The sequence below is a fragment of the Natrinema sp. 1APR25-10V2 genome (assembly GCF_031626495.1).
GTDB lineage: Archaea > Halobacteriota > Halobacteria > Halobacteriales > Natrialbaceae > Natrinema.
This window is the reverse complement of sequence record NZ_JAMQOJ010000001.1, coordinates 523,900-547,129: the sequence shown is the minus strand read 5'-3', so window position 1 is coordinate 547,129 and position 23,230 is coordinate 523,900. Positions and strand designations below refer to the sequence as shown.

The 23,230-nt window shown below is 67.0% G+C and carries 22 protein-coding genes; 11 read left to right on the top strand and 11 right to left on the bottom strand.

The genetic code is table 11. The features are described 5' to 3' along the window. Positions 1–122 precede the first annotated feature (122 nt). Positions 123–425: a hypothetical protein gene (locus tag NDO75_RS02880; protein ID WP_310904599.1), complete on the top strand. Its 303-nt coding sequence runs from the start codon at positions 123–125 to the stop codon at positions 423–425. Here the strand turns inward: NDO75_RS02880 and mtnP are convergent, their stop codons facing one another. Continuing rightward, on the bottom strand, positions 426–1,286 hold the full coding sequence (gene mtnP / locus NDO75_RS02875) for an S-methyl-5'-thioadenosine phosphorylase (RefSeq protein WP_310904598.1): 861 nt from the start codon (positions 1,284–1,286) through the stop codon (positions 426–428). A gap of 116 nt (positions 1,287–1,402) precedes the next feature. Here mtnP and NDO75_RS02870 point away from each other — a divergent pair, with 116 nt between their 5' ends. Beyond that, the gene (locus NDO75_RS02870) at positions 1,403–2,860 is read left to right on the top strand and encodes an MATE family efflux transporter (protein ID WP_310904597.1); all 1,458 of its coding nucleotides are present in this window, start codon (positions 1,403–1,405) and stop codon (positions 2,858–2,860) included. A gap of 47 nt (positions 2,861–2,907) precedes the next feature. On the opposite strand, the gene NDO75_RS02865 is transcribed toward NDO75_RS02870, so the two are convergent. From NDO75_RS02865 to NDO75_RS02850, 4 genes are all read right to left on the bottom strand, one after another. Then, complete coding sequence (locus NDO75_RS02865; RefSeq protein WP_310904596.1) at positions 2,908–3,636, bottom strand: sporulation protein; 729 nt, start codon at positions 3,634–3,636, stop codon at positions 2,908–2,910. Positions 3,637–3,744: 108 nt separating this feature from the next. Continuing rightward, positions 3,745–4,443, bottom strand: a complete 699-nt coding sequence (locus NDO75_RS02860) for a phosphoribosyltransferase (protein WP_310904595.1) — start codon at positions 4,441–4,443, stop codon at positions 3,745–3,747. Between the two features lie 57 nt (positions 4,444–4,500). Beyond that, on the bottom strand, positions 4,501–6,507 hold the full coding sequence (locus NDO75_RS02855; RefSeq protein ID WP_310904594.1) for a TRAP transporter fused permease subunit: 2,007 nt from the start codon (positions 6,505–6,507) through the stop codon (positions 4,501–4,503). Between the two features lie 9 nt (positions 6,508–6,516). Continuing rightward, on the bottom strand, positions 6,517–7,575 hold the full coding sequence (locus NDO75_RS02850; RefSeq protein WP_310904593.1) for a TAXI family TRAP transporter solute-binding subunit: 1,059 nt from the start codon (positions 7,573–7,575) through the stop codon (positions 6,517–6,519). 266 nt (positions 7,576–7,841) lie between these two features. On the opposite strand from NDO75_RS02850, the gene thiC reads away from it, so the two are divergent. From thiC to NDO75_RS02835, 3 genes are all read left to right on the top strand, one after another. Then, a complete protein-coding gene (gene thiC / locus NDO75_RS02845) occupies positions 7,842–9,281 on the top strand; it encodes a phosphomethylpyrimidine synthase ThiC (protein ID WP_310904592.1) in 1,440 nt (479 codons plus the stop codon). Between the two features lie 126 nt (positions 9,282–9,407). After that, on the top strand, positions 9,408–10,745 hold the full coding sequence (locus tag NDO75_RS02840) for an alpha/beta hydrolase (RefSeq protein ID WP_310904591.1): 1,338 nt from the start codon (positions 9,408–9,410) through the stop codon (positions 10,743–10,745). Positions 10,746–10,803: 58 nt separating this feature from the next. After that, positions 10,804–11,703 carry a PhzF family phenazine biosynthesis protein gene (locus NDO75_RS02835; protein WP_310904590.1) on the top strand — a complete coding sequence of 300 codons (900 nt, stop codon included), beginning with the start codon at positions 10,804–10,806 and terminating at the stop codon, positions 11,701–11,703. Positions 11,704–11,708: 5 nt separating this feature from the next. On the opposite strand, the gene NDO75_RS02830 is transcribed toward NDO75_RS02835, so the two are convergent. Beyond that, on the bottom strand, positions 11,709–12,305 hold the full coding sequence (locus tag NDO75_RS02830; RefSeq protein ID WP_310904589.1) for a hypothetical protein: 597 nt from the start codon (positions 12,303–12,305) through the stop codon (positions 11,709–11,711). Between the two features lie 252 nt (positions 12,306–12,557). Here NDO75_RS02830 and ppsA point away from each other — a divergent pair, with 252 nt between their 5' ends. Continuing rightward, positions 12,558–14,891: a phosphoenolpyruvate synthase gene (gene ppsA, locus NDO75_RS02825; protein ID WP_310904588.1), complete on the top strand. Its 2,334-nt coding sequence runs from the start codon at positions 12,558–12,560 to the stop codon at positions 14,889–14,891. A gap of 36 nt (positions 14,892–14,927) precedes the next feature. Here the strand turns inward: ppsA and NDO75_RS02820 are convergent, their stop codons facing one another. Then, positions 14,928–15,137 carry a hypothetical protein gene (locus tag NDO75_RS02820; RefSeq protein WP_310904587.1) on the bottom strand — a complete coding sequence of 70 codons (210 nt, stop codon included), beginning with the start codon at positions 15,135–15,137 and terminating at the stop codon, positions 14,928–14,930. Between the two features lie 78 nt (positions 15,138–15,215). On the opposite strand from NDO75_RS02820, the gene NDO75_RS02815 reads away from it, so the two are divergent. After that, entirely contained in the window at positions 15,216–15,845 is a 630-nt protein-coding gene (locus NDO75_RS02815) for a DUF456 domain-containing protein (RefSeq protein ID WP_310904586.1), read from the top strand. Position 15,846: 1 nt separating this feature from the next. Here NDO75_RS02815 and NDO75_RS02810 read toward each other — a convergent pair whose 3' ends face one another. Both NDO75_RS02810 and NDO75_RS02805 read right to left on the bottom strand, forming a co-directional pair. Next, the gene (locus NDO75_RS02810; protein ID WP_310904585.1) at positions 15,847–16,506 is read right to left on the bottom strand and encodes a metalloregulator ArsR/SmtB family transcription factor; all 660 of its coding nucleotides are present in this window, start codon (positions 16,504–16,506) and stop codon (positions 15,847–15,849) included. Between the two features lie 86 nt (positions 16,507–16,592). After that, complete coding sequence (locus tag NDO75_RS02805; RefSeq protein ID WP_310904584.1) at positions 16,593–17,345, bottom strand: hypothetical protein; 753 nt, start codon at positions 17,343–17,345, stop codon at positions 16,593–16,595. 367 nt (positions 17,346–17,712) lie between these two features. On the opposite strand from NDO75_RS02805, the gene NDO75_RS02800 reads away from it, so the two are divergent. Beyond that, positions 17,713–18,105: a DUF5802 family protein gene (locus tag NDO75_RS02800; protein WP_310904583.1), complete on the top strand. Its 393-nt coding sequence runs from the start codon at positions 17,713–17,715 to the stop codon at positions 18,103–18,105. Between the two features lie 29 nt (positions 18,106–18,134). Then, positions 18,135–19,067 (top strand): Vms1/Ankzf1 family peptidyl-tRNA hydrolase, encoded by a 933-nt coding sequence (locus NDO75_RS02795; RefSeq protein WP_310904582.1) that lies wholly within the window; start codon positions 18,135–18,137, stop codon positions 19,065–19,067. Between the two features lie 16 nt (positions 19,068–19,083). Here NDO75_RS02795 and NDO75_RS02790 read toward each other — a convergent pair whose 3' ends face one another. Then, a complete protein-coding gene (locus NDO75_RS02790) occupies positions 19,084–19,278 on the bottom strand; it encodes a hypothetical protein (RefSeq protein ID WP_310904581.1) in 195 nt (64 codons plus the stop codon). A 306-nt stretch (positions 19,279–19,584) separates the two neighbouring features. Further along, complete coding sequence (locus NDO75_RS02785) at positions 19,585–20,949, bottom strand: MFS transporter (protein ID WP_310904580.1); 1,365 nt, start codon at positions 20,947–20,949, stop codon at positions 19,585–19,587. A 127-nt stretch (positions 20,950–21,076) separates the two neighbouring features. Between NDO75_RS02785 and NDO75_RS02780 the strand changes: the two genes are divergently transcribed. Then, a complete protein-coding gene (locus NDO75_RS02780) occupies positions 21,077–22,102 on the top strand; it encodes a DUF1611 domain-containing protein (protein ID WP_310904579.1) in 1,026 nt (341 codons plus the stop codon). Continuing rightward, on the top strand, positions 22,099–23,145 hold the full coding sequence (locus NDO75_RS02775; protein WP_310904578.1) for a dipeptide epimerase: 1,047 nt from the start codon (positions 22,099–22,101) through the stop codon (positions 23,143–23,145). The genes NDO75_RS02780 and NDO75_RS02775 overlap by 4 nt, the downstream gene beginning before the upstream one ends. Positions 23,146–23,230 lie beyond the last annotated feature (85 nt).

Here is a 23,230-nt window from a genome sequence, read left to right as displayed (position 1 = left end):
GAAGAGCCGTTCGACGCCGAGGGCCGCCAGTGCGTCCGCTGCGGAACGCCAGCCGAATCCGGAACGCATCGCCGGTACGCCAAACAGTTCGTCGTGCTCGGCGTGCCGCTGCACACCCTCGAGTGGGGACACAACGACTTCTGTGTCGACTGCGGGCCGCTCGAGGACGGCATCGACACGCGCGACGATCCCACCCCGGAGCCGGAACCGGCGCCGGACCGGACTGCAACGGCGGCCTCGGATCGGACGACGGAATCGGAGGCAGAACCCGACTCCGAGCGGCGATCGACTCCGAGATCGGACGCGCCAGCGGGGGGGGGACAGCGACCCTCACGGATCCCGACACGCCACAACTCGAGGCAGCACGGCGCGTCGAACCCACCGACGAGACGACGGCGATCGAGCTCAAACGCGCCTTCGAGTGATCAGTCCAGATACTCGCCGGCCAGCAGGTCGACGCGCTCGCGGGTCTCCTCGGTGATCGCCTCCGTGGGGGTGTTGATCGTCCCCTCGAGGGCGGACCAGGCCTCGCTCTCGAAATCGTCGGGCATCGTTCTGATCGCGTGTTCGACGACCGCGTTGATGGCGTCCTCGTTGGCCGCGGCGTTTTCGAGGACCTCCTCGAGGGAGACTTCGCTGTCTTCCTTCCAGACGTCGTAGTCGGTGACGCCGGCGACGGTGGCGTAGCTGAGTTCGGCCTCGCGGGCGAGTTTGGCCTCCGGAATCGCGGTCATCCCGACGATGTCCCAGCCCTGTGAGCGGTAGAACTCGCTTTCCGCCTTCGTCGAGAACTGCGGGCCCTCGATGCAGACGTAGGTGCCGTCCTCCTCGACCCCGGTGTCGTCGTCGGTCGCTTCGCGGGCCGATTCGGCCAAGTGAGCGGCCAACGCCGGACAGTACGGCTCCGCGAAGCCCATGTGGACGACCATCCCGTCGCCGAAGAACGTCGGCGAGCGGTGTTTCGTCCGGTCGAATATCTGGTCGGGAACGACCAGCGTTCGCGGGGGCAGGTCCTCGCGCAGACTTCCGACCGCGTTCGTGGCGATGACGCGGTCGACGCCGACCGATTTCAGCGCGTAGAGGTTCGCCCGGTAGGGCGCGTCGCCCGGCGGGTGTCGATGATCTTCGCCGTGGCGCGGGAGGAACGCGACCTCCCGTCCGCCGAGTTCGCCGATCGTGATCGCTTCGCTCGGATCGCCGTAGGGCGTCGAGACCTCCTCTTTGCGCGTGTTCTCGAGCGGCAGCGCCTCGTACATTCCGCTCCCGCCGATGACGCCGATGGTCATGCGGGGAGGTGCGTCGACCAGTCCCCTAAAGCTCCGGTTCTCGGCTCGAGGGAGACGGTGGCCGTCGCTATCACGGCTCAGGAGCGCCCAAGTAGCACCGTCGTGACTGTTCGGGTATGGCAGTGCGCGAGGGATCGGACGGCGGGCTCACCGACGGCCCGCTCGTCCGTCCGATGCTCCGGCTGGCGTGGCCGCTGGTGGTCATCCAGCTCCTGCAGGTCGCCTACAACGTCGGCGACACGTTCTGGCTGGGCGCGCTCTCCCCCGACGCGGTGGGAGCGGTGAGCCTCGCTTTTCCGCTCCTCTTCTTGCTGATCGCGATCGGCGGCGGGTTCACGACGGCCGGCGCGATCCTGATCGCCCAGCACACCGGCGCGAGAAGCGGCGACGCGGGGCTGATCGCCGGCCAGACGCTGTCGTTCGTCTCGCTGGTGGCCGCCGCCCTCGGCGCGCTCGGCTTCGTCGCGACCGGACCGATGCTGGCCGCCCTCCCCGCCGACGCCGAGACGGGTGCCGAGATCATCCCGCTCGCAGCGGGCTATCTCCGGATCTTCTTTCTCGGGCTCCCCTTCCTCTTCGGCTTCTACGTCTTCGTCGCACTCATGCGAGGCTACGGCACCACGCGTGCGCCGATGCGGGTGATGCTCGTCAGCGTCGTGCTCAACCTCGCGCTCGACCCGCTGTTCATCTTCGGCGTCGGTCCGTTCCCCCGCCTCGAGGTCGAGGGAGCCGCCGTCGCGACGCTCATCTCACGGGGGCTCGCGACGCTGATCGGCGTCTATATCCTCTACTACACTGACGTGGGCCCGGACATCCGGGCCGCGCACCTCCGGCCGCGACGGGAGTACGTCGCGAAGATCACGCGGCTGGGAACGCCGTCGGCGCTCGAGCAGTCGATGACGGCCCTGGCGCTGGTCGCGATGACGGCGATGGTCGTGACGTTCCCGCCGGCGGTGGTCGCGGCCTACGGGCTGGGCAACCGGTTGATTTCGCTCGCGTTTCTCCCCGCCCTCGGATTGGGACAGGCGACGGACACGATCGTCGGACAGAACCTGGGTGCGGGCAAGCCGGACCGGGCGGCGAGGGCGGTCCGGCTCGCCGCGGGTGCGATCGCAGCGATCATGTTCTCGGCGGGCGCGGTCGCCGCGCTGTTCCCAGAGCCGTTCGTCTCCGTGTTCGTTACGGCCGACGCGGCGGGGAAGGCGGCGACGATCGACTACGGCGCGACCTACCTCCGCTTCGCCGCGGTCGGCTTCGCATTCATGGGCGTCTTGCAGGTCGTTCAGGGAGCGTTCCGCGGAGCGGGCAACACGAAGACGGCGCTCGCGTTCGCCGTGCTCGGGCTCTGGATCGTCCGCGTGCCCGTCACCTACGCGCTCGTCTTCGTCGCTGACTGGGGGCCGACCGGCGTCTGGACGGGCGTCGTCGTCGGCGATGTCGCGGGCGCCCTCGCGGCCGCCGCGTGGTTCACGCGAGGCACGTGGAAGGGGTCGATTGTCGGCGACAGCAGGGATGGCTCGAGACCGAGCGAGGGAACGGCCGAGGCGACCGAGTCGGAGTCGGTCGCGGAGTAACGGCGGTCGGCGACCGCCGCGAGTGGCAAGTCGAGGTGAACTCCCGCTCAGAGGTTCCGCTCGATCGCCGCTCGAAGCCGACGCTCGAGGTCGGCCTCGTCGCCCGGCTGGAGCGAGACGCGATCGTAGCGCTCGTCGGCGTCGAAGTGTTCGGCCAGCAGGCCGCCGCTGCGATCGACCTCGAGCAGCAGGTCGAAGCCATCACCCTCGGGCAGCGTGACGACCTCGAGTTCGTCGAGGTCGCCCGCGAAGGGACCGGATCGAGGGACGAACTCGAGTTCCTGGACGAAGCGACGGTTCGCGAACAGCGACTCCGTGGCTTCGCACTTGGCCGTTCGAAGCGTGAAGCCGAGCGACTCGAGGGCGTCGAACAGCGACTCGCGGAGCGGATCCGGCTCGATCTCGATTGGATCGCGGTCGTCCGGGTCGACCGCCCAGTCGATGTCGAGGCCGGTGTCGAGCCAGACGTTCGTTCGCCCGTGCGTGACGGGGGTGTGGTACGGGACGTCGATAGTGACTGTGAACGACCGCTCCTCGTCGGGTTCGATCGTGAACGAGTCTGCGAGGTCGTACGTCTCGATCTTCGCGGCTCCGCGGCTCTCGTCGGTCTCGTAGCGCGTCGCCAGCGCGAAGTAGATGCCGTCGACCTCCTGTGTGTCGTTGCCGCCGGTGACGTCGACGCGCGCGTCGACGGATTCGCCCGCCGTGAGGGTGGTCGGGAGGACCGTATCGACCGTCGCCGAACCGATTCCGAGGCTCGAGAGGATTCGCTTCATACGGTGACAGGGGTCACAGCCGTCCCGTAAATACTTTGTCTGATTGACATCGCGCTGATCGACAACGGCGGGCGGACGAGAAGCGATCGACGAGTCGGACGGCGAGCGCTACTCGCCCGCGAGCGCCCACTCGTCGGTCCCGGCCGCCTCGAGCACCTCGCGTCGCTCCATTTCGGCGAGGACTTCGGGGAGTCGGTCGGGCTGGGCGATCTCCATCTCGATGCGCTCGATGCCGTGGTGTTCGGTGAGGAAGTGGCGGATCTCGTCGTCCGTGAACGTCTCCTGATCGGCCTTCTCCATGGCGCTCGAGACGAGATCGATCATGTCCTCGATGAAGTTCCACGGGTAGACGACCCAGGTCCACTCCTCGAGCCGTTCGCCGACGTAGTCGGGCCGGAACTCGCTGGTGTCGAGCAACTGGAGGGTCGCGGTGCGGACCTCGCCGGCGTCGCGGTCGTCGACGTACTCGTAGGCGCGCTTGATCGAGCCGCCGGTGTCGGCGATGTCGTCGATGATGAGGACGTCCTTGTCCTCCACGCTGCCCTCGGGCATCGGATAGCGGACGGTCGGCTCGCCGGACTTCTCGGCGGTGCCGACGTAGTGTTCCATCTTCAGACTCGTCAGGTCGTCCATACCGAGGAAGTCACAGAGACAGCGGCCCGCGAACCAGCCGCCGCGTGCGAGCGCGACGACGACGTCCGGTTCGAACTCGTCGGCGCGTACGTCGTCGGCTACGTCCCGGCACAGGCCGTAAATGTACTCCCAGTTAGTTATCGTGCAGTCGAAATCGTCCGGTAGGTCGGACATCTGATGGCCACCTACACGGTGTCTCGAGCGCGGTCCCCTTAAGTTGGCTGAAACGGTTCACTCGCCCTCGGCGACGGGGCCGAAGCCGGTGTCGCGGGTCACCTGCGTCTGAAGCGCGATGAGGACGAGCGCGAGCGCGACGGCGCCGACCCGGAACATCGTCGCCGGCCACACCATCGCGAAGACGCCCAGCGCGACGTACGCCACGCGCGCACTGTAACTCAGCGGCGACGGAATGCCGAAGGGCTGGGGCGCGCAGTTGAGCCCGTGGGTGATCGCGACCGCACCCAGTAGGACGATCAGTCCCGAACCGGCCGTCGCCAGATCGAAGCCGCCGGTCACGATCTCGGGATTGTAGATGAACGTGAACGGCAGCACGAACAGCGGCAAGCCGAGCTTCAGCGCCTCGAGGGCGGTCTTCCAGAAGTTCGACTCGGCGATGCCGGTCGTCACCACCACCGCGATGGCGATCGGCGGCGTGATCCCCGAGAGGATCGCCGCGTAGAACACGAAGAAGTGCGCGGCGAGGGCGGGGATGGCGAACTCGCCGGTCAGCGTCGGTGCGATCAGCAGGGCGACGATCGTGTACGCCGCCACCGTCGGCATTCCCAGTCCCAGAACGAGACAGACGACCATCGAGAGGATGGCCGTGAACAGCAACACGCCGCCGGCGACGCCCACCAGCGCCAGCGAGAGCTTGCCGGGGAGGCCGGTCGCGTTCAACAGATCGACGATCCCGTTGACCGCCGCGATGATGATCGCGATCGGTGCCAGCGTGACCGCACCGAACTTGAACCCCGAGATCGTGTTCTTCAGCGCGTCGAGCGTGGTTTCGCCCACGCCCTCATCGTCGTCGACGACGCTCAGCACGATGGGGAGCCCGGCACCGGTCAGGACCATCGCCGCGCAGGTGTACAGCGCGGAACTGATGACCGTCCACTGGGCGATCCCCAGCGTGTACAACAACACGGCGAATGGAACGCCGAAGCGGATCGCCTCGATTACCGGGTGATACCCCTCCTCGAGGTCCTCGATACGCTGCTCGAGGTCGACGCCGCCCTCGGGGAGCTGCTTGATCGACATGTAGTGGACGCCGATGGCGACGGAGATGTAGAACACCAGCGCCGGGATGATCCCGGCGATGAGCACGTCGACGTAGCCGATCCCCGGGATGAGCGAGGCCATGACGAACGCGGCCGCGCCCATCACGGGGGGCATGATCTGCCCGCCAGACGAGGCGACCGCCTCGATGCCGCCGGCCGAGTCCGCTTTCATCCCGCTTTCCTTCATCAGCGGAATGGTGAACGAGCCGGTCATCGCCGCGTTGGCCGTCTGCGCCCCGTTGATCGACCCCACGATCAGGCTCGAGATCACCGCCGACTGGGCGACTCCCGATCGGAGAAACTTCGCAGTGCGAAAGGACAGGCGCATGATGAGCTGGAAGGCCCCGTAGCCGCGCATAAGCCCCGCGTACAGCAGGAACAGCGCGACCCAGGCGGCGACGATCTGGGTGATCGAGCCGAAGAAGCCGTCGAACTCCATCGTCAGGACGTTGATGATCTGCCTGATACCGATGCCGCCGTGGCCCAGCAGCCCCGTGATCTGGTTACCGTAGAAGGCGTACAGGATCGAAGCGATCACGACGCCCGCGAAGGCCGCCCCGAACGCCCGGTAGGTCAGATAGAGGACGACGATCGCGAACAGACCGCCGATGGCGTACTCGTAGCCCAGGGCGTAGCCGATCCGCTGGGTCTCGAGCACGTCGTAGTGCAGCCAGACGTAGGCCGGCACGGCGACGCCGATGATCGCACACGCCCACAGCCCGAGGCGCTCGAGCCACTGACCGCGCTCGAGCCCTCTGATTTCGTCGAGGACGTAGATGAGGACGCCGCCGGCGAGGAAGACGGCCCCGTACTTCGCCCGCGGCACCTCCTGGTTGAGCGCGTACAGCAGGACGCGTCCCCAGAAGAGCAGAGCGACGAGGACGACGAGGTTGTTCAGCAGGTGCTCCCGACGGAGATCCAGCGGCGACCAGACGGCCGGTTCGCTCTGGGTCTCGCTCATGGGCGCGCTCTATTCGCCGCCGCGCGTGTAGGCACTCATATCGACGCCTTGCTCCTCGAGGAAGTCGTAGGGGCCCGGATGGACCGGGACGTCCTCGAGGTACAGCGAGGCCATGTTCTCGGGGTCGCTGTGGTCGAGATACGCCGGCTGCCCCTCCTGGATCGACTCGGTGTGTTCGTTGCTGATCCGCGCGAGTTCGTAGCCGACGTCGCGGGAGACGCCGCTGCCGAGCCAGAACTGGAAGTCGGCGCCGTAGACGTCCATCTGGTTGGCGTCGAAGCTCTGCTGTTCCCAGCCGTAGGTATCGATCTCGCTGTGACTCGTCCCGCGGGTGTTGTTCGCGGCTTCGACGAGGCTGTCGGAGAACTCGACGAGCTGGAGGTCGGCGCGGGCGTCGACCTCGGTCGCCCAGCCGGCGAGGTTGGTGAAGCCGGCACCGTAGCCCATCATCGCGTCGATGTTGCCCTCCTCGATGAGGCCGGCCACGTCGCCGGTTCCGGCGTCGACGATCGAGTCGGAGTCCTGGAGTTCGCTCCAGAGCCCGGCGTTCGAGAGCACGGTCTCGGCCTGCTGGCGCAGTCCCCACTGGGGCGGCAGCGGCCAGAAGTTACTGCCGACGAGGTCGTCGCTCGTCTGGACGCCCGATCCCTGCACCGAGAGGATGTGCATGTGCAGCGGCGTGATCGAGAACATCTGGTTCGGGAGCGTGTCCAGCGGTCGCTCCTGGAACGGCGGGAGATCCTCCTGGGCCGAGGCAACGATGAAGTTGCCGGCGGACAGCGCCTGAACGTTCCCTTGTGAGAACTGGCGCAGACTCGGCGGGTCCCCACCGGTCTCCTGGTTCTGCCAGCGAATCTCGCCGGCAGGTTCGGTGTCGCCCGACTGGTTTTTGACGACTCGCTGGAACGAGTTGCTCGCCGCGCCGGTCGTCGTGCTCGCGCTGGGAATGCCGACGCTCAGCGACGTCGCACCACCGTCACCGCCACCACCGCCGAGACAGCCAGCTAACGCACCGATACCGATCCCACTCGCCGCTTTCAGCACCCTCCGCCTGTTACTGGATACCATACAGAGTAACGGCTCGGCCGCGGCAAATGAAACTATTGTAAATTTGTATGAGGTTCAAGGCCATATATTTCCAATGCTAACGACACTGTCATCGGTTCGAGGCTGAGTCGGACGACCCGTCGAGCGCTGTTCGCCAACCGCTATCGGCGACCGAGTGACGCTCGAGCGGGTGCGTTCCACGATACACGGCGCTCGTCGAGAGAGACCGGGCCCGTCTCGAGGTCGGAGATAGCTATTTATGATCCAGTGGTATAACCTAGTTATCGATGGCGCAAACCCAGCTACAGGCCGCTCGAGACGGAACGATCACGGCCGAAATGGAACGCATCGCCGAACGAGAGAACCGCGATCCGGCCTTCGTCCGCGAGCAGGTCGCCGAAGGGCAAGCCGTGATCCCGGCGAACCGCAACCACGACGCGCTCGATCCGATGATCATCGGTCGGGAGTTCGCGACGAAGGTCAACGCCAACATCGGCAACAGCGAAACCACGAGCGACCTCGAGACGGAACTCGAGAAGCTCCACACCGCGGTCCACTACGGCGCGGACACGGTGATGGATCTGGGAACGGGGAGCGATCTGGACGAGATCCGGGAGGCACACGTCGAGCACTCGCCGGTGCCGATCGGGACGGTGCCGCTGTACGAGGCGGTCAAACGGGCGGGTAGTCCCGAGGATATCACGAAAGACCTGCTGCTCGAGGTCGTCGAGAAACAGGCCGAGCAGGGCGTCGACTACATGACGATCCACGCGGGGATCCTCGCCGAGCACCTGCCGCTGACCGACGGCCGAAAGACGGGGATCGTTTCTCGAGGCGGGTCGATCGTGGCGAAGTGGATGGAGGAACACGGCGAACAGAACCCGCTGTATCAGCTCTTTCACGAGATCAGTGAGATATTCGTCGAGCACGACGTGACGTTCAGTCTCGGGGACAGCCTGCGACCGGGCTGTCTGGCAGACGCCTGCGACGAAGCCCAGTACGCCGAACTCGACACGCTGGGCGAACTAACACGGATCGGCTGGGACCACGGCGTTCAGGTGATGGTCGAGGGACCGGGCCACGTCCCGATGCACAAGGTCGCGGAGAACGTCGAGCGCCAGCAGGAGGTCTGCGACGGCGCGCCCTTCTACGTCCTCGGGCCGCTCGTGACCGACGTCGCGCCGGGCTACGATCACATCACGAGCGCCATCGGCGCGGCGATGGCGGCGCAAGCGGGGGCCGCGATGCTGTGTTACGTCACTCCGAAGGAACACCTCGGCCTCCCCGAGGAGGAGGACGTCCGGGACGGCCTCGCGGCCTACCGGATCGCCGCCCACGCCGGCGACGTAGCGAACGAACGGCCCGGCGCACGCGACTGGGACGACGCCCTGTCGGAGGCGCGCTACGACTTCGACTGGCGGGAACAGTTCCGCCTCGCGCTCGACCCCGAGCGCGCCCGGTCGTTCCACGATCAGACCCTTCCCGGAGACAACTACAAGGAAGCGCGATTCTGCTCGATGTGTGGCGCGGAGTTCTGTTCGATGCGGATCGACCAGGATGCGCGGGAAGCCGGCGAGATGGAGTCCCTCGAGGACGACGGGGGAGCCGATCTCGAGAACTCGCCCGCTGCCGAGGTCAACCGGCCGCCCGTGGGCACCCACGCGTCGGGCGAACTGCCGACGATGGCCGACCACGCCGATCCGCTCGAGGAAACGGGCGACGATTGAACGCCGTCCACGACCGTCGGCCGTCGGTGCGTGACGCCGGCCGCCGGCTTCGCATATCAAAGTCGAATACAGTCACAGAGAATCGACCTCGTACTTATCCGACACACCGTGGAGGGTCCGACAACGATGGCACCCCGACGACGGACCGTACTCGCGGCAGTATCGACGGCGACGGCGTCAGCAGTGGCCGGCTGTTCCGACCTGCTCGCAGAACAGACGAGCGACGACGGACCGACCGCCCCCACCGACGTCGCAACGGCGCTGATCGACGACATCGCGAACGAGAACTTCGAGCGGGCCAGTAAGCGGTTCGTCGAGCGCGAACGAGGGAAGCGCGGTGACCCCGCCCGACTCGAGCGGCTCTGGATGGCGTACGGCGCAGTCAGCGGCTCGTTCGCGGAGGTCGTCGACACGGAAACGCGGACCAAATCCAACCGGACGGCAGTCGATCTGACGCTGTCGTTCGAGCGCGGCGACCACGATTTTCGCGTGATCGCCGACGGGAAGTCCCGGCTTCTCGACTGCGGGATCGTCGACGGCTACGTGCGTCCGTCGTACGTCGAACCGAACGCCATCACTGAGCGGGACGTGACGCTCTCGGTTGCGGACTGTTCGCTGCCGGGAACCGTCACGACACCCGAATCCGACTCGGGAAACGCTCCCGGTGTCGTCCTCGTCCACGACGCCGGTGCAGGGACCAGAAACAACGACCGCGGTGGCACGAAAGCGTTCAAAGACCTGGCCGAAGGGCTCACCTCGAAAGGGATCGCGGTCCTGCGTTACGATAAGCGCATCCCGGCCTGCGAGGTCAAACCCGACTCGTATACCCTCGACCGCGTCATCGTCGACGACGCACTCGTCGCCGTCGAACGGCTTCGGAACGTCGAGGGCGTCGCCGCCGACCGGATCGTCGTCGTCGGACACGGTCTCGGCGGCCGGGCGGCACCGCGGATCGCCGCTCGAGACGGGTCGCTCGCCGGGGTCGTCGGGCTGGCCGCGCCGGCCCGGCCGTACCACGACCTGACCCTCGAGCAACTCGAACACAAGGTGTCGGTCGGCTCCCTCGAGTGGGACGATCTGGCGAACATCCACGATCGGTGGACCGGCCAGATCGAGCGCGTTCGGTCGGGCGACTACGAGCCGACGGAGACGCTCCTCGGCTACCCCGGCGCGTTCTGGGACAGCCTGGCGGCGTACGATCACCTCGAAACCGCAGCGGGGCTCGATGTACCGGCGTACTTCCTGCAGGGCGAGCGGGACTTTCAGGTCTCCGTCGCGGACGACCTCGAGCGCTGGCGCTCCGAACTCGGCGAGGGGTCTGACGTCGCGTTCGACACGTACGGCGACCTCGATCACCTGTTCATGCCGGGCGAGGGGGCGTCGGTGGAGTTCGCTTACACCGTTCGGAACAACGTGGCCGAGGGAGTCGTCGACGATCTCGCGAACTGGATCGACGAACTGTGACGGCGTCGGACGACCGCGGGACCGAGGATTGATACGCCGGTCGTCCGATCCACGTCGTATGGAAACGATTCGGGTCGTACAGGTCGACGCCTTCACCGACGAACCGCTGACCGGGAACCCGGCAGGCGTCGTCCCGAACGCGGACGGACTGACGACCGACCAGATGCAGGCGATCGCCGGCGAGATGGCCGTCAGCGAGACGGCGTTTCTGCGCTCGAGCGACGCAGCCGACCGCCGAATTCGCTATTTCACGCCCACCCAGGAGGTCGACCTCTGTGGCCACGCGACGATCGGTAGCTTCGCCCACCTCCGCGACGAGGGCCTCGAGCCCGGAACGACCGCGCTCGAGACGAACGTCGGCGTCCTCGAGATCGAAGTCGAGGAAGACGGCACGGTCTGGATGACACAGGACGAGCCGACGATCCGCGAAGTCGACGTCGACTACGACCGCGTCGCCGATGCCTTGGGCGTCGATCGAGCCGCGCTCGAGGGCGCGAGCGCCGACCTCCCGCTGGCCGTCTCCTCGACCGGCCTGCCGTTCCTGATCGTCCCGATCACGTACCTCTCGGACGTGGGAAGCGCCGAGCCGGATATGCACGCGATCGAGGAGTTGACCGACGCCGTCGACGCGACCGGTGTCTACCTCTTTACGTTCGACGCGCTCGAGGGCAACTCGACGCTCCACGGCCGGATGTTCGCGCCGGGCGCCGGGGTTCCGGAAGATCCCGTCACGGGCACCGCAAGTGGGGCCGTCGGCGCGTACCTCGATCGTTTCGGCGCGTTCGACGGCGATCTGCCCGACGAACTCCGCCTCGAGCAGGGCCACTACGTCGACCGGCCGGGACTGGTCCGCGTTCGACTCGCGGACGGCGTGCAGGTCGGCGGCCGCGGCGTGACCGTTCTCGACGGCTCGATTGCCGTCCCCGAGGCGGACGAAGACGAGATTCTCGAGGCCTAAGTAGGTCAGGCGAGCGGATCGTCGCCGTCACTGCCGGCGTCGGGGTGATTGCCGTCGTCGACCGATCCCGCGTCGCCGTCGTTCCCGGAGCGTTTCGGACTCGAGGGTGCCAGCGGCTCTCGGTCCGACGACGTATTCGACACCGACGCTGACGGCTCGTCCGCTCCGTGCTCGCGCTCGTCGTACGTCAGCTGTCGATCGCCGTCCTCGAGGGCCTCGACCGCCCGGCGCGTCTCTTCGATCTCGGTCTCCAGGTCGGTGAGTCGATCCTCGAGACTGTCGCGCACTTCGCTCGCGACGCGATTGGCGTCGACCTGCCGGCCGGCGGCCCGGCCCGCCGCGCGGGGGAGCGTTACGAACAGCGCGTAGGTCTTCCCGAGTTGCCAGACGACGACGCCGAGGGCGGCAAAGAGCAGGGTAATCACCGGGTTGGCCTGTTCGATCGCCGGGCCGGGGTCGAGGGGGTCAGTAAACAGCGCCGTGATTGCACCGCCGAAGCCGACAACGAGGCCAGCCGCGACCAGCGCCAGGCCGAGCACCAGTGCCCCGACCGCGACTATCCGATACAGAATCGCCCACTTGAGCGGATTTCGAAGGTCCATACCGGCGACAGTCACTGCCACTGTATAACCGCTGTGGACAACCGGTTCCGGAACGATCATTTTAGAACGGACGGGGGCGAGAAGTACCCTGAACTCATGTGAGGCAGTTTCTCGTAGTCGTTTCACTGGCAGATCCGGTCGAGCATCCCGTTCAACTCCGTCGACTGATAGAAACTCATTCGGTCGCGAGTTGCGACTGTGCGCGACCGTTCGCAACCTTCTTTATTCGTTCCAGTGATCACGCAACTAGAGATGGCTGTACTCTGGCTGGACGAGATCAGTGCCGGCGACCTCGAGAAGGTCGGCGGCAAAGGCGCCTCCCTGGGCGAACTCACGGGTGCTGGGCTGCCCGTTCCCCCGGGATTCGTCGTAACCGCCGGGACCTATCGTTCGTTTATCGAAGAGGCCGAAATCGACGAGGAGCTGTTCGCGGCCGTCGACATCGACGTCGACGACTCGGCCGCACTGGCCGACGCGGCCGATCGCGCACAGGAACTCATCCTCGAGACGCCGTTCCCCGACGACCTCCGCGAAGAGATCGTCGCGAGCTACCGCGAGGTCGGCGACGGCGAGGCGTTCGTCGCGGTGCGGTCGTCGGCGACGGCCGAGGACCTGCCCGACGCCTCCTTCGCCGGGCAACAGGAGACGTTCCTCAACGTCACCGAGGAGGACCTGCTCGACCGCGTCCGCGAGTGCTGGGCCTCGCTGTTCACTCAGCGGGCGATCTACTACCGTCAGGAGCAGGGCTTCGACCACTCCGCGGTCAACATCGCGGTCGTCGTCCAGCAGATGGTCGACGCCGAGAAGTCGGGCGTGATGTTCACGAGTCACCCCTCGACGGGCGATCCGACGATGATCATCGAGGCCGCCTGGGGGCTCGGCGAGGCCGTCGTCTCCGGCGCCGTCTCGCCGGACAACTACGTCATCGACCGAAAGGACCGGTCGATGGACGTCACCATCGCCGAGAAGAAGGTGATGCACGAGAAAGACGAGGCGACCGGCCAGACCGTCGAGCGCGACGTGCCAGAGGACAAACGGACCCAGCGGGTCGTCCCCGACGAAGAGATCGACGATCTGATGAAACTCGGCGAGCGCGTCGAGGACCACTACGGCGAGCCCCAGGACGTCGAGTGGGCCATCGTCGACGGCGAGGTCTACATGCTCCAGTCCCGCCCCATCACCACGATCGACGAGGGCAGCGGCGACGCCGCCGAGGCGACCGGCGCCGACGCCTCGAAGGGGCTGACCGACGGCAGCGGCGTTCAGGCGGCCGAAGGCGGCAGCGGCGGCGCATCCGACCGGAGCGGCTCCGGCGACGTGCTCGTCGACGGACTGGGCTCGAGTCCGGGCACGGTCAGCGGCCCGGCGCGGATCGTCACCAAACTCGACGATCTGGCGAAGGTCGGCGAGGGCGACATCATCGTCACCGAGATGACGATGCCCGACATGGTTCCCGCGATGAAACGCGCTTCGGGAATCATCACTGACGAGGGCGGCATGACCAGCCACGCCGCCATCGTCTCGCGCGAACTCGGCGTCCCCGCCATCGTCGGCACGACCAACGCGACGACCGTCCTGGAGGACGGTCAGGTCGTCACGCTCGACGGCGAGAAGGGGTCGGTGCTCGAGGGAGCGACGGTCGAGCCCGACGAGGAAACCGAACCAGTCGAGGAAGTGCGCCCGCAGTCGCCGGTCAAGCCGATGACCGCGACCGAGGTCAAGGTCAACGTCTCCATCCCCGAGGCCGCCGAGCGCGCGGCCGCGACGGGCGCCGACGGCGTCGGCCTCCTTCGCACGGAGCACATGATCCTCTCGCTGAACCAGACGCCCGCCAAGTACATCGACGAAAACGGCGCGGACGCCTACACGCAGGAACTCATCGACGGAATCCGCGGCGTCGCCGACGAGTTCTATCCCCGCCCTGTCCGCGTCCGCACGCTCGACGCGCCGACCGACGAGTTCCGCCAACTCGAGGGTGGTGACGACGAACCGAACGAGCACAATCCGATGCTCGGCTACCGGGGCATCCGGCGCTCGCTCGATCGGCCGGACGTCTTCGCCCACGAACTCGAGGCGTTCCGTCGGCTCTACGAGATGGGCTACGACAACGTCGAGATCATGCTCCCGCTGGTCAACGACGCCGAGGACGTTTATCGCGCGAAGGAACTGATGAAGGAAGCCGGTATCGACCCCGAGAAGCGCAAGTGGGGCGCGATGATCGAGACGCCGGCCGCCGCGCTGTCGGTCGAGGAACTGGCCGAAGCCGGCATCGACTTCGCCTCCTTCGGCACCAACGACCTGACCCAGTACACGCTCGCGGTCGATCGCAACAACGAGAACGTCGCCGACCGCTTCGACGAACTCCACCCCGCCGTGTTGCGGCTGATCGGCGATGTCATCGAGACCTGCCGCGAACACGACGTCGACACGAGCATCTGCGGGCAGGCCGGCTCCAAGCCCGAAATGGTCCAGTTCCTTGCCAAGGAGGGGATCACGTCGATCTCGGCGAACATCGACGCCGTCCGCGACGTCCAGCACGAGGTCAAGCGCGTCGAACAGAAGTTGCTGCTCGACTCGGTGCGCTAACGGCGCGATCTCTGTAGCGCCTATTTCTCCCGCTCGTCACCACGTGTAGGCCTGCCCGGCGGAGAGCAGAAAGACGACTCCGATACCGACCGCGGCGATCGCGATCGCGAGGCCGACGAGCCGCAACGCATCGGTCATCAGCTCCGGATACTCCGGCTGGGGCTCGATGTTCGCGACGAGCACGTAGACGAACGCACCCATCCCGACGGAACACAGCCCGAACACCGCCGTCGCGGCCCAGGTCATGGTTCCGCTGGGGCGGCCGTCCCCGTATACCCTGTGGCCGGGGAAAGGTCCATGACGACGGGCCGCCACTGATGACATATGAGCGACCGTTCGGACGAGGTGACGGCGAGTCGGGACCGGGAAGCCCCTGCGACCGACGATCTCCTCGAGGAGACCGATCGCCTGCTTTCGGAAACCGGTGGTGAATCCGGTGACGCCAAACCGCGTGCCGACGCGACGGCTGCCCCGTCGGAGTCGGTGGACGATACGGGGACGATCAGGTCGGACGCCGAACGCGATACCAGTGCCGAAGCCGATAGCGGCTCGTCGCGGTTCGCGCCATCGTCGTTGCTCTCCCCGCTTACGTCGCGGCTCTCGCTCGGGCGGTACTTCTCGCCGAAGGCGTTCCTCGCGCTCGTTCTCGTCGTCGGTGCCGGCCTGCTGGCCGGCGCGACCGTACTGCCGATCGCCGGCCGCGTGATCGGGATGTTCGCCGTTACCTTTCTCGTGGGTCTTGTCACGTCGAAACGCCGCTATCTCGAGGTGAGCGCCGCCGGCGTCTCGGTCGGTGTCGTCTCAGCGTTGCTCACCCACGCCGTGCTCATCGCGGCCGCCGACTCGGCCGGGGCGCTGGTCGCGGTCGGTGGAGCCGTCGGACTGCTCGCTTCGGTCGTGGGCTACTACTTCGGTCGCGACCTCCGCGACGGACTCACGACGGACATTAGCTAATTCAGCCGTTCGGCGTCAGTTCCCAGCCGCGTTCTGTCCGGCGAACCACGCCGTTGTCGGCCATCACCTCGAGCAACTCGGCGACGACTTCTCGCGGGGCCTCGATGTCGTCGCTGAGTTCGTCGACTGATTTCGGCTCCGAACGGACGCTCGCGAGGAGATCGGCGTAGATCCGGCTTTCGGGTCCCGCGCCCACGTTTTCGGAGATTTCATCGAGGACGTCACAGAGCCGCCCCTGGACCCACCGCTGGGCCAGTGAGAGTTCGTTCTCGAGCTGTTCTAAGTCTTCGAGGGCCGCGAGCATGTCGTCCAGATCGTCGGACTCGTCCCACGCGACGTCGAGCGTCAGGTGCCGACAGGACGTGATATCGAAGCTGCTGTTGGCCGGGTATGCGCTCTTGCTCGCGAAGCCGTACGGCGAGACGTTGACCTCGAGCCGGACGTTTCGAGCGATATGAAAGTATTTCCGGCGCTGATCGTCGACGCGGCTCTCGATCAAGCCCGCCTCCTCGAGTTTTCGCAGGTGCTCGATAACCGCCTTGGGACTCACGCCGAGGTATTCGGAGATTTCGGTGACGTAACAGGGTTTGCGAGCGAGCAGCCGAAGGATTCGCCTCCTGTTTTCGTTGCCAAGTAGATCCAACAACGCGGCGGAGTCCATCGACGTGAGGTTAGTGACCGGCGCTGAAAAGCGTGTCTGCTCGCCGGACTCGAGGTGAGAAGTGGTCGATGCAGTCCGTAACCGCGCTAGTTACCGTTCTGCCCGTTTCCCGAGTCGCCACTTCCCGGGTTACCGTTTCCCGAGTCACCACTTCCCCGATTACTGTCCCCCGAGTCGCCACTTCCCCGATTACTGTCCCCCGAGTTGCCGTTCTGCCCGTTTCCCGGCGTCTCGCTCGAGGGACCGCCGTTCTCCGGCGGCCCTGCGCCGGCGGGCGGACCCCCGCCTTTGGAGAGGCCGCGAACGAGCGCCGCGACGCCCGGGCCGGCCTCCGCAGTGGCGTTCTCCCGCATCGCTGCCGCGGCTCCGCGAAGCTCCGCGAGGCGATCCTCGTCGACGCCGACCTCGGCGGCACGGCGTTCGGTTCGATCGATCGACCGCTCGAGGCTGGCGATCTCGACCGTCAGCTTCGCCATTCGAGAGCGGTACGTCCCCTGCGAGAGTTTCTCGCTTTGATTCTGGAGTTCGGCGCGTTCGGTCTGCAGCGCGTCTAACTGCGCCTCGAGCGCTGCCGTTCGGTCGCTAACGACCGCGGCTCGGCTCTCGTTGTCCGCCGTTTCGTAGGCGGCCTCGAACATGCCGGTCTCGACTGCGCTCTTGGTATCGGCTGCGCTCGCTTGCATCAGCGTCCCGACGGACGCGTTCGTCGTCGCCGTCTCGGATTGGCCGGTATCAGCCGCGGTGAACGGGCTCACCACCGCGCCGCTTGCGAGCGGCGCGACCGTGAGGCCGACGACGGCAAGGGCCACGAGGAAGGCGACCGACCGAGTGGTGGTCATTACGTTAGTTGTCCTCCCGAATATACTAAAAAGACGGACCTTCGTTCGTACCGTTCAATCGTCTCAGGCAGGTTCTGAAATCCGTTTCGAGCGTTCAAGCGGGTCGCAGTATCCGTCACGGCGGGTCGTAGATCCGGGAAATCGACCCGGTCTGGAACCGATCGTTCGAACCGTTTGGGTCGGTTTTTGACTCGTCAATCGCGACCTACGCGCGGCCGACGCGTGAGGATTCGGTCGAGAAATCGAACGACGATCCCGCGAACTCCGCTCAACGACGCCGCAATGGCTCGGTGATCGGTCTGATAGCACGACGATTTAAACCCATCTGCAAACAGTTATGTCCGTCCGCCCCATGACACTAGTTAGCATGTTCGAGGTCTTTTCCCGAAGTTACTATCTCGGACGTCTCTACGTGACCCCGACCGACGGGGACCGCGCACTCATGCACGACGCGCAACACGAACGCATCAACGAGGAAGTGTACGCGACCGGTGACGGTCTCGAGCGCTTGGATACCCCGCTGGTCATGAAACTCGAGTCCCAGCACTTCCCCGTCCACGGCGCGGCGGACGTCCCGACGAATACGCTCGCGCTGCCCGAATCGATGCTCGACGGAACCGAGATCAGAAACCCGCCATCGCTTCGAGAAGTATTCCTCGCCCGACGCGAGCGGGCGCGACAGTTACTCGCGTTCGCCGGCGGCTGGCGAGCCGAGGGCCCCGGATCGCCCGACGACGATCTGCCAAGTGCCGGAACCTAGAAGTAGGCTCGCTTCCCGTGTTCGGGCGGATGCTCGACGAGTTGCTCGGCCGCGCATCGCTCAAAGAGCGAATCGACGAACTCGAGGACGAAAACGACCGGTTGCGCGATCGCTACGAAGCCGAATCCGAGCGCCGGGCCGAAGCCGCCACCGCACGGCAGGACGCCGAGGAACGAGTCAACCGGCTCGAGGACCGCATCGCCCAGCTCGAAGGCGAACTCGAGCGCGTCGACGAAGACGACGCTGGGCTCGCCGTCCGTCGTCGCGACCACCTTCGCGGCGGCCGTCTCGAGGCGGTCCTCGATCGCCTCGAGTCGTTCCGGACGGGAGCCGAAGGCGCACTGACGGTCAGCGTCGGCGACGACGGGCTGACTGACGCGACTCGGAGAGAACTGGCCGACGCTCTCGGCGACCGGACCGCGCTCGTCGACGACGCCGCGCCCTGTCTCTGCTGTGTCGACGATGCCGGGCTGATCGCGGTGACTCTCGAACCGCCGGTCCGCCCCGATCTCTCGGCGACGTGGGACGATCGATTTACCCTCGAGCGCGAGTGGTTCCAACCGACCGGCTGCCACGCCGTCGCACTGGTCCGAACGGACCTGTTCGCGCTCGGCGTCTACGAGGACGACGAGCGCGTCGACTACCGCGGTTTCGAGAGCGACGTCAAGGGAAGTCACTCGAAGGGCGGCTTCTCGCAGGCCCGATTCGAGCGGATCCGCGACGGCCAGATCGACGACCACCTCGAGCGCTGCCGGGAGGCCCTCGCCGCGTACGAACGCGGCGCCGACCGCGCCGAGACGCCGCTCTACCTCGTCGGACAGCGCGGCGTCGTCGACGCGCTCGGCGAAGAGTCGGCTCTCGCGCCGGCCGCGACGGCCGCCGTGGACGCGACCGGGGACCCGAAGCCGGCGCTCGAGAACGCGGTTCGCTCCTTCTGGACGACGGACCTGCGAGTGCTCTGACGCGGGTGCGGGTCCGTCAGTAGCCGTCGCCGTCGGCAAAACAGCGCCCGCACCGGTTCGCGTCGGTGTCGCTGACCGCCCGTTCGACGGGCATCAGTCGGAGGTGCTCGTGCGCGACGTGGGAAGTCGCCCCACAACTCGTCTGGAAGTCCGACCGACCGGCTTCGTACTTGTGGATCTTGTTGGTCGTCTCGTTCAGGACCCCATTCATGGTACCGGTTGACACGGCCGACGTACATAAGTGCACTGCCTGTTTATCGGCCGCGACCGAACGGTTCCACACCGGGAGACCGTTCGTCAGCGCGAAACCGATCGGCGTCGCGAAACCGAACCGAAAACGGCCGTTACTCGGACCGAAACAGTAGCCTCGCGGGCGGCGATTCGGCCGCGGCCGAGACCGTTCCGACACGTTTCGGTTCGCGAAGACGAATCTTCGATCGAGTGCGCCCGAGTTCGAACCCGTCACGTGCGAACCGAGCGACGACGAACACTCGTTTTTCGCGTCGACACCGCTTTCTCACCGCGAGTCGCGGAGCGTCGCAATCTCGCCGTCCGCAGTCGCTGCCGATGGCTCCGCGCGGGACGTCACGGCGCGGTCGCCACCCGAGATCGCCTCGAGCGAGGCGACGAGGATCGCCCCGATACCGACGAGTCCACCGGCGGTCGCGAAGGCGACGGCGTAGCCGAACGTCGCGGCCCAGCCCCCCAGGGCGCCGCCGAGGGCACCGCCGATCGCGCCCAGCGCAACGTAGGCTCCCAGCGCCTCGCCCCGTGCGCTCGGCGGTGCGAGCCGGGTAACGATCGCGGTCCCGACGACGGCGATTCCGGCCCACGTGATCCCGAGGGCCGCGAGGAGGAGTCCGACGGTACCGACGGCGACGGCGAGCCCCGCTCCCGCGACGACGACGATCGACGGGAACAGCACCGCTCGAGCGGCCAGCGCGCCCGACTGCAGGTATCGAACGTCGTACCGCGCAGACAGTCGACCGGCAGCGCCGTAACAGGCCGCAGAGCCGAGGCTCGAGGCCAGATAGCACGCGAACACCAGACTCGAGTCGAAGCTCAGTTCGGTGAGATACAGCGGCAGCGGTGCCCAGAAGGCCGCCGAACCCGTGAAGAAGAACGCTCCGGCGACGAAGTACGCGGCTACCGTGCGGTCGGTTCGGGCCACGAGCCGCCGCGGGTCGATTCCCCACGTCGTCCAGTAGAGGCGGGTCGGCGAGAGAGCGAACGTCGCCCCCTTGACGCCGCGACTCGAGGTCGCGAGGAGCCGGCCGATCCGTCGAGCGGCGCGCTCGTCGATGACGTGGTCGGCGGGCGTGGGTCGGGGGAGCGTTCGCGCGGCGAGGAGCGCGCTCGCCCCGGCACACGCCGCGAGCAGCCAGCACAGCGATCGCGTGACCGCACCGGCGGCGAGCAGTCGGCCGCCGACGAGCGGCCAGACCGTCCCGAGGACGAACCCGCCGGCCCAGCCGTAGCCCTGGTACGCGTTCACCAGCCCGATCCGCTCGCTCCACTGCGATTCAGGCGCGTCGTCGACGACGATCATCGTCAGGACCGGACCGACCGACGAGACGAGCAGCCAGAGCACTGCGTTGGCGACCATAACGACCGTGATGGACGTCAGGAACGGAATCGCGGCCATCGAGGCGGCGACGCCGACCAGCGTCGCGAGCACCAGTACTCGTCGATGATCGACCCGGTTCGCCAGCCGGCCGAACGCGATCGCGCCGGGCGCGCCGACGCCGGCGGCTGTCGCGGCCAGCAGCCCTAGCTGGACCGGCGTCGCACCGAGTTCGACGAGATAGAGCGGAATCAGCAGCGATGCGCCGCCGAAGGCGACCGAGCCGAGGCCCCAGGCGGCGAGCCAGCGATCACTCACTGCCCCACCCTGCGTCGCGAACGAGTAAGCTGTGGCGATCGTCCGGCTCGAGCGACGGTCGCTCTCCGCCCTCGGTCGTCACGCTCGGTTACTCCACGCTTAAGTGACCCCTCGCCAATCTCCCCGTATGCGCGTCGCGATCCTCGCCCACGAGAAGTTCCCCGATCGGGCCAAGACTGCCCTCGGGATCCTCCGGTACGCAGACCACGACGTCGTCGCCGTCCTCGACCGAGAGAACGACGGTCGGCGGGTATCCGAATTCGTCCCCGACGTTCAGGACGCCCCGATCGTCGCCGAAACGAGCGATCTCGAGCCCCAGGCCGACGAGATCGACGCCCTGCTGATCGGCATCGCTCCGATCGGCGGCGGCTTCGACGAGAACTGGCGGGACGACGTTCGAACGGCGCTCGAGTACGGCTGGGACGTCGTCTCCGGGCTCCACTACTTCCTCGCTGAGGACGAGGAGTTCGCCCGGCTGGCGGCCGAACACGGCTGCGAGCTGCGGGACGTACGGAACCCGCCGGACGACCTCACCGTCGCCGACGGCGTCGCCGACGAGGTCGACGCCGAGGTGATCCTCACCGTCGGCACCGACTGCTCGGTCGGCAAGATGACGACGACGATGGAACTGGCGCGAGCGGCCCGCGCGGCCGGCCACGACGCCGCGGTGATTCCGACAGGCCAAACTGGCATCCTCATCGAGGGCTGGGGGACGCCGATCGATCGGGTCGTCAGCGACTTCACGGCGGGAGCCGTCGAGGAGATGGTCCTCGAGAAGGGAGACGAGCACGACTACCTGTTCGTCGAGGGCCAGGGCAGCATCGTCCACCCGGCGTACTCGCCGGTCACGCTCGGGATCCTCCACGGCTCGATGGCCGACGAACTCGTCCTCTGCCACGAGGCCGGCCGGGAGACGATCCACGGCTACGAGTCGTTCGCGCTGCCGTCGATTCGGACCTACGTCGACCTCTACGAGAGCATCGCCGCGCCGGTCGCCGAGAGTGACGTCGTCGCCGGCGCGCTCAACACGGCCGGCCTCGAGGGCGATGCGGCCGCCCGCGACGCTGTCGACGACTACGCCGAGGCACTCGGCGCGCCCGCGACCGACGTGCTCCGGTTCGGGACCGACGGCCTGCTCGATGCGCTCCTATGAGTCTCGAGACCTCCTTCGAACGGCGCTCGCTCCCGCTCGAGTACCCCTTCGGGATCGCCCGCGGGACGACGACCGAGACCGAGGTAGTGTTCGTCCGAATCGGAGACGGCGACGGAACGACCGGCATCGGTGCCGCCGCGCCGTCGTCGCATTACGGTGAAACGGTCGCGACCGTCGAGGCAGTCCTGCCCGACCTGCTCTCGGTCGTCGAGGACGTCGACGATCCCCACCAGCTCGAGCGGATCGAGCGCCGCATGCGCGAGACGGTCAGGCGGAATCCGAGCGCCCGCGCGGCGGTGAGCATCGCCCTCCACGATCTCGTCGCGAAGCGGTTCGACGTTCCGCTCTACCGGCACTGGGGGCTCGATCCCGCTGAAACGCTCGAAACCTCGTATACGATCGGCCTCGACGATCTCGAGACGATGCGCGCGAAGACCGAGACGGCCCTCGAGCGCGGCTTCGGGACGCTGAAAGTCAAACTCGGCACCGATCGAGATCTGGAGATCGTCCGGACGATCCGATCGGCCGCACCCGACGTGCGGCTGTTCGTCGACGCGAACGAGGCCTGGCGGCCCCGCGAGGCGCTCCGCAAGATCGACCGGCTGGCCGAGTTCGACGTGACGTTCGTCGAACAGCCGGTCTCCGCGGAGGACCCCGAGGGACTCGAGTTCGTCTCCGAGCGGTCGGCGCTGCCGATCGCCGCCGACGAGTCCTGCGTGACGCTGGCGGACGTGCCGGCGGTCGCGGACCGCTGTGACATCGTGAACCTGAAGCTGATGAAATGCGGCGGACTGCAAGAGGCCAGGCGGATCATCAGTACTGCGCGCGCTCACGGACTCGAGGTGATGTGTGGCTGTATGACCGAGTCGAACGCCTCGATCGCGGCGGCGTGTCACCTCGCGCCGCTGTTGGACTACGCCGACCTCGACGGCTCGCTCCTTCTGGCCGACGACCCCGCAGCCGGCGTCCCGATGCCCGACGGCCGGATCGACTTGACGGGACTCGATCGCCCGGGGACGGGTGCCGTCCTCGACGTGTCGTGAGTGGGTCTCGAGCGACTCTCCGTCGTCTCCCATCGCGACGGACTGTCCAACTCATCGGCAACACGGTTTCATAGCGGTGGTCGAT

Bases quoted from the DNA above. Each gene is read 5' to 3' on its own strand.
- mtnP (WP_310904598.1), bottom strand. From the start codon at position 1,286: ATGACCATCGGCGTCATCGGCGGGAGCGGAATGTACGAGGCGCTGCCG.
- NDO75_RS02870 (WP_310904597.1), top strand. From the start codon at position 1,403: ATGGCAGTGCGCGAGGGATCGGACGGCGGGCTCACCGACGGCCCGCTC.
- NDO75_RS02865 (WP_310904596.1), bottom strand. From the start codon at position 3,636: ATGAAGCGAATCCTCTCGAGCCTCGGAATCGGTTCGGCGACGGTCGAT.
- NDO75_RS02860 (WP_310904595.1), bottom strand. From the start codon at position 4,443: ATGTCCGACCTACCGGACGATTTCGACTGCACGATAACTAACTGGGAG.
- NDO75_RS02855 (WP_310904594.1), bottom strand. From the start codon at position 6,507: ATGAGCGAGACCCAGAGCGAACCGGCCGTCTGGTCGCCGCTGGATCTC.
- NDO75_RS02850 (WP_310904593.1), bottom strand. From the start codon at position 7,575: ATGGTATCCAGTAACAGGCGGAGGGTGCTGAAAGCGGCGAGTGGGATC.
- thiC (WP_310904592.1), top strand. From the start codon at position 7,842: ATGGCGCAAACCCAGCTACAGGCCGCTCGAGACGGAACGATCACGGCC.
- NDO75_RS02840 (WP_310904591.1), top strand. From the start codon at position 9,408: ATGGCACCCCGACGACGGACCGTACTCGCGGCAGTATCGACGGCGACG.
- NDO75_RS02835 (WP_310904590.1), top strand. From the start codon at position 10,804: ATGGAAACGATTCGGGTCGTACAGGTCGACGCCTTCACCGACGAACCG.
- NDO75_RS02830 (WP_310904589.1), bottom strand. From the start codon at position 12,305: ATGGACCTTCGAAATCCGCTCAAGTGGGCGATTCTGTATCGGATAGTC.
- ppsA (WP_310904588.1), top strand. From the start codon at position 12,558: ATGGCTGTACTCTGGCTGGACGAGATCAGTGCCGGCGACCTCGAGAAG.
- NDO75_RS02820 (WP_310904587.1), bottom strand. From the start codon at position 15,137: ATGACCTGGGCCGCGACGGCGGTGTTCGGGCTGTGTTCCGTCGGGATG.
- NDO75_RS02815 (WP_310904586.1), top strand. From the start codon at position 15,216: ATGAGCGACCGTTCGGACGAGGTGACGGCGAGTCGGGACCGGGAAGCC.
- NDO75_RS02810 (WP_310904585.1), bottom strand. From the start codon at position 16,506: ATGGACTCCGCCGCGTTGTTGGATCTACTTGGCAACGAAAACAGGAGG.
- NDO75_RS02805 (WP_310904584.1), bottom strand. From the start codon at position 17,345: ATGACCACCACTCGGTCGGTCGCCTTCCTCGTGGCCCTTGCCGTCGTC.
- NDO75_RS02800 (WP_310904583.1), top strand. From the start codon at position 17,713: ATGTTCGAGGTCTTTTCCCGAAGTTACTATCTCGGACGTCTCTACGTG.
- NDO75_RS02795 (WP_310904582.1), top strand. From the start codon at position 18,135: ATGCTCGACGAGTTGCTCGGCCGCGCATCGCTCAAAGAGCGAATCGAC.
- NDO75_RS02790 (WP_310904581.1), bottom strand. From the start codon at position 19,278: ATGAATGGGGTCCTGAACGAGACGACCAACAAGATCCACAAGTACGAA.
- NDO75_RS02780 (WP_310904579.1), top strand. From the start codon at position 21,077: ATGCGCGTCGCGATCCTCGCCCACGAGAAGTTCCCCGATCGGGCCAAG.
- NDO75_RS02775 (WP_310904578.1), top strand. From the start codon at position 22,099: ATGAGTCTCGAGACCTCCTTCGAACGGCGCTCGCTCCCGCTCGAGTAC.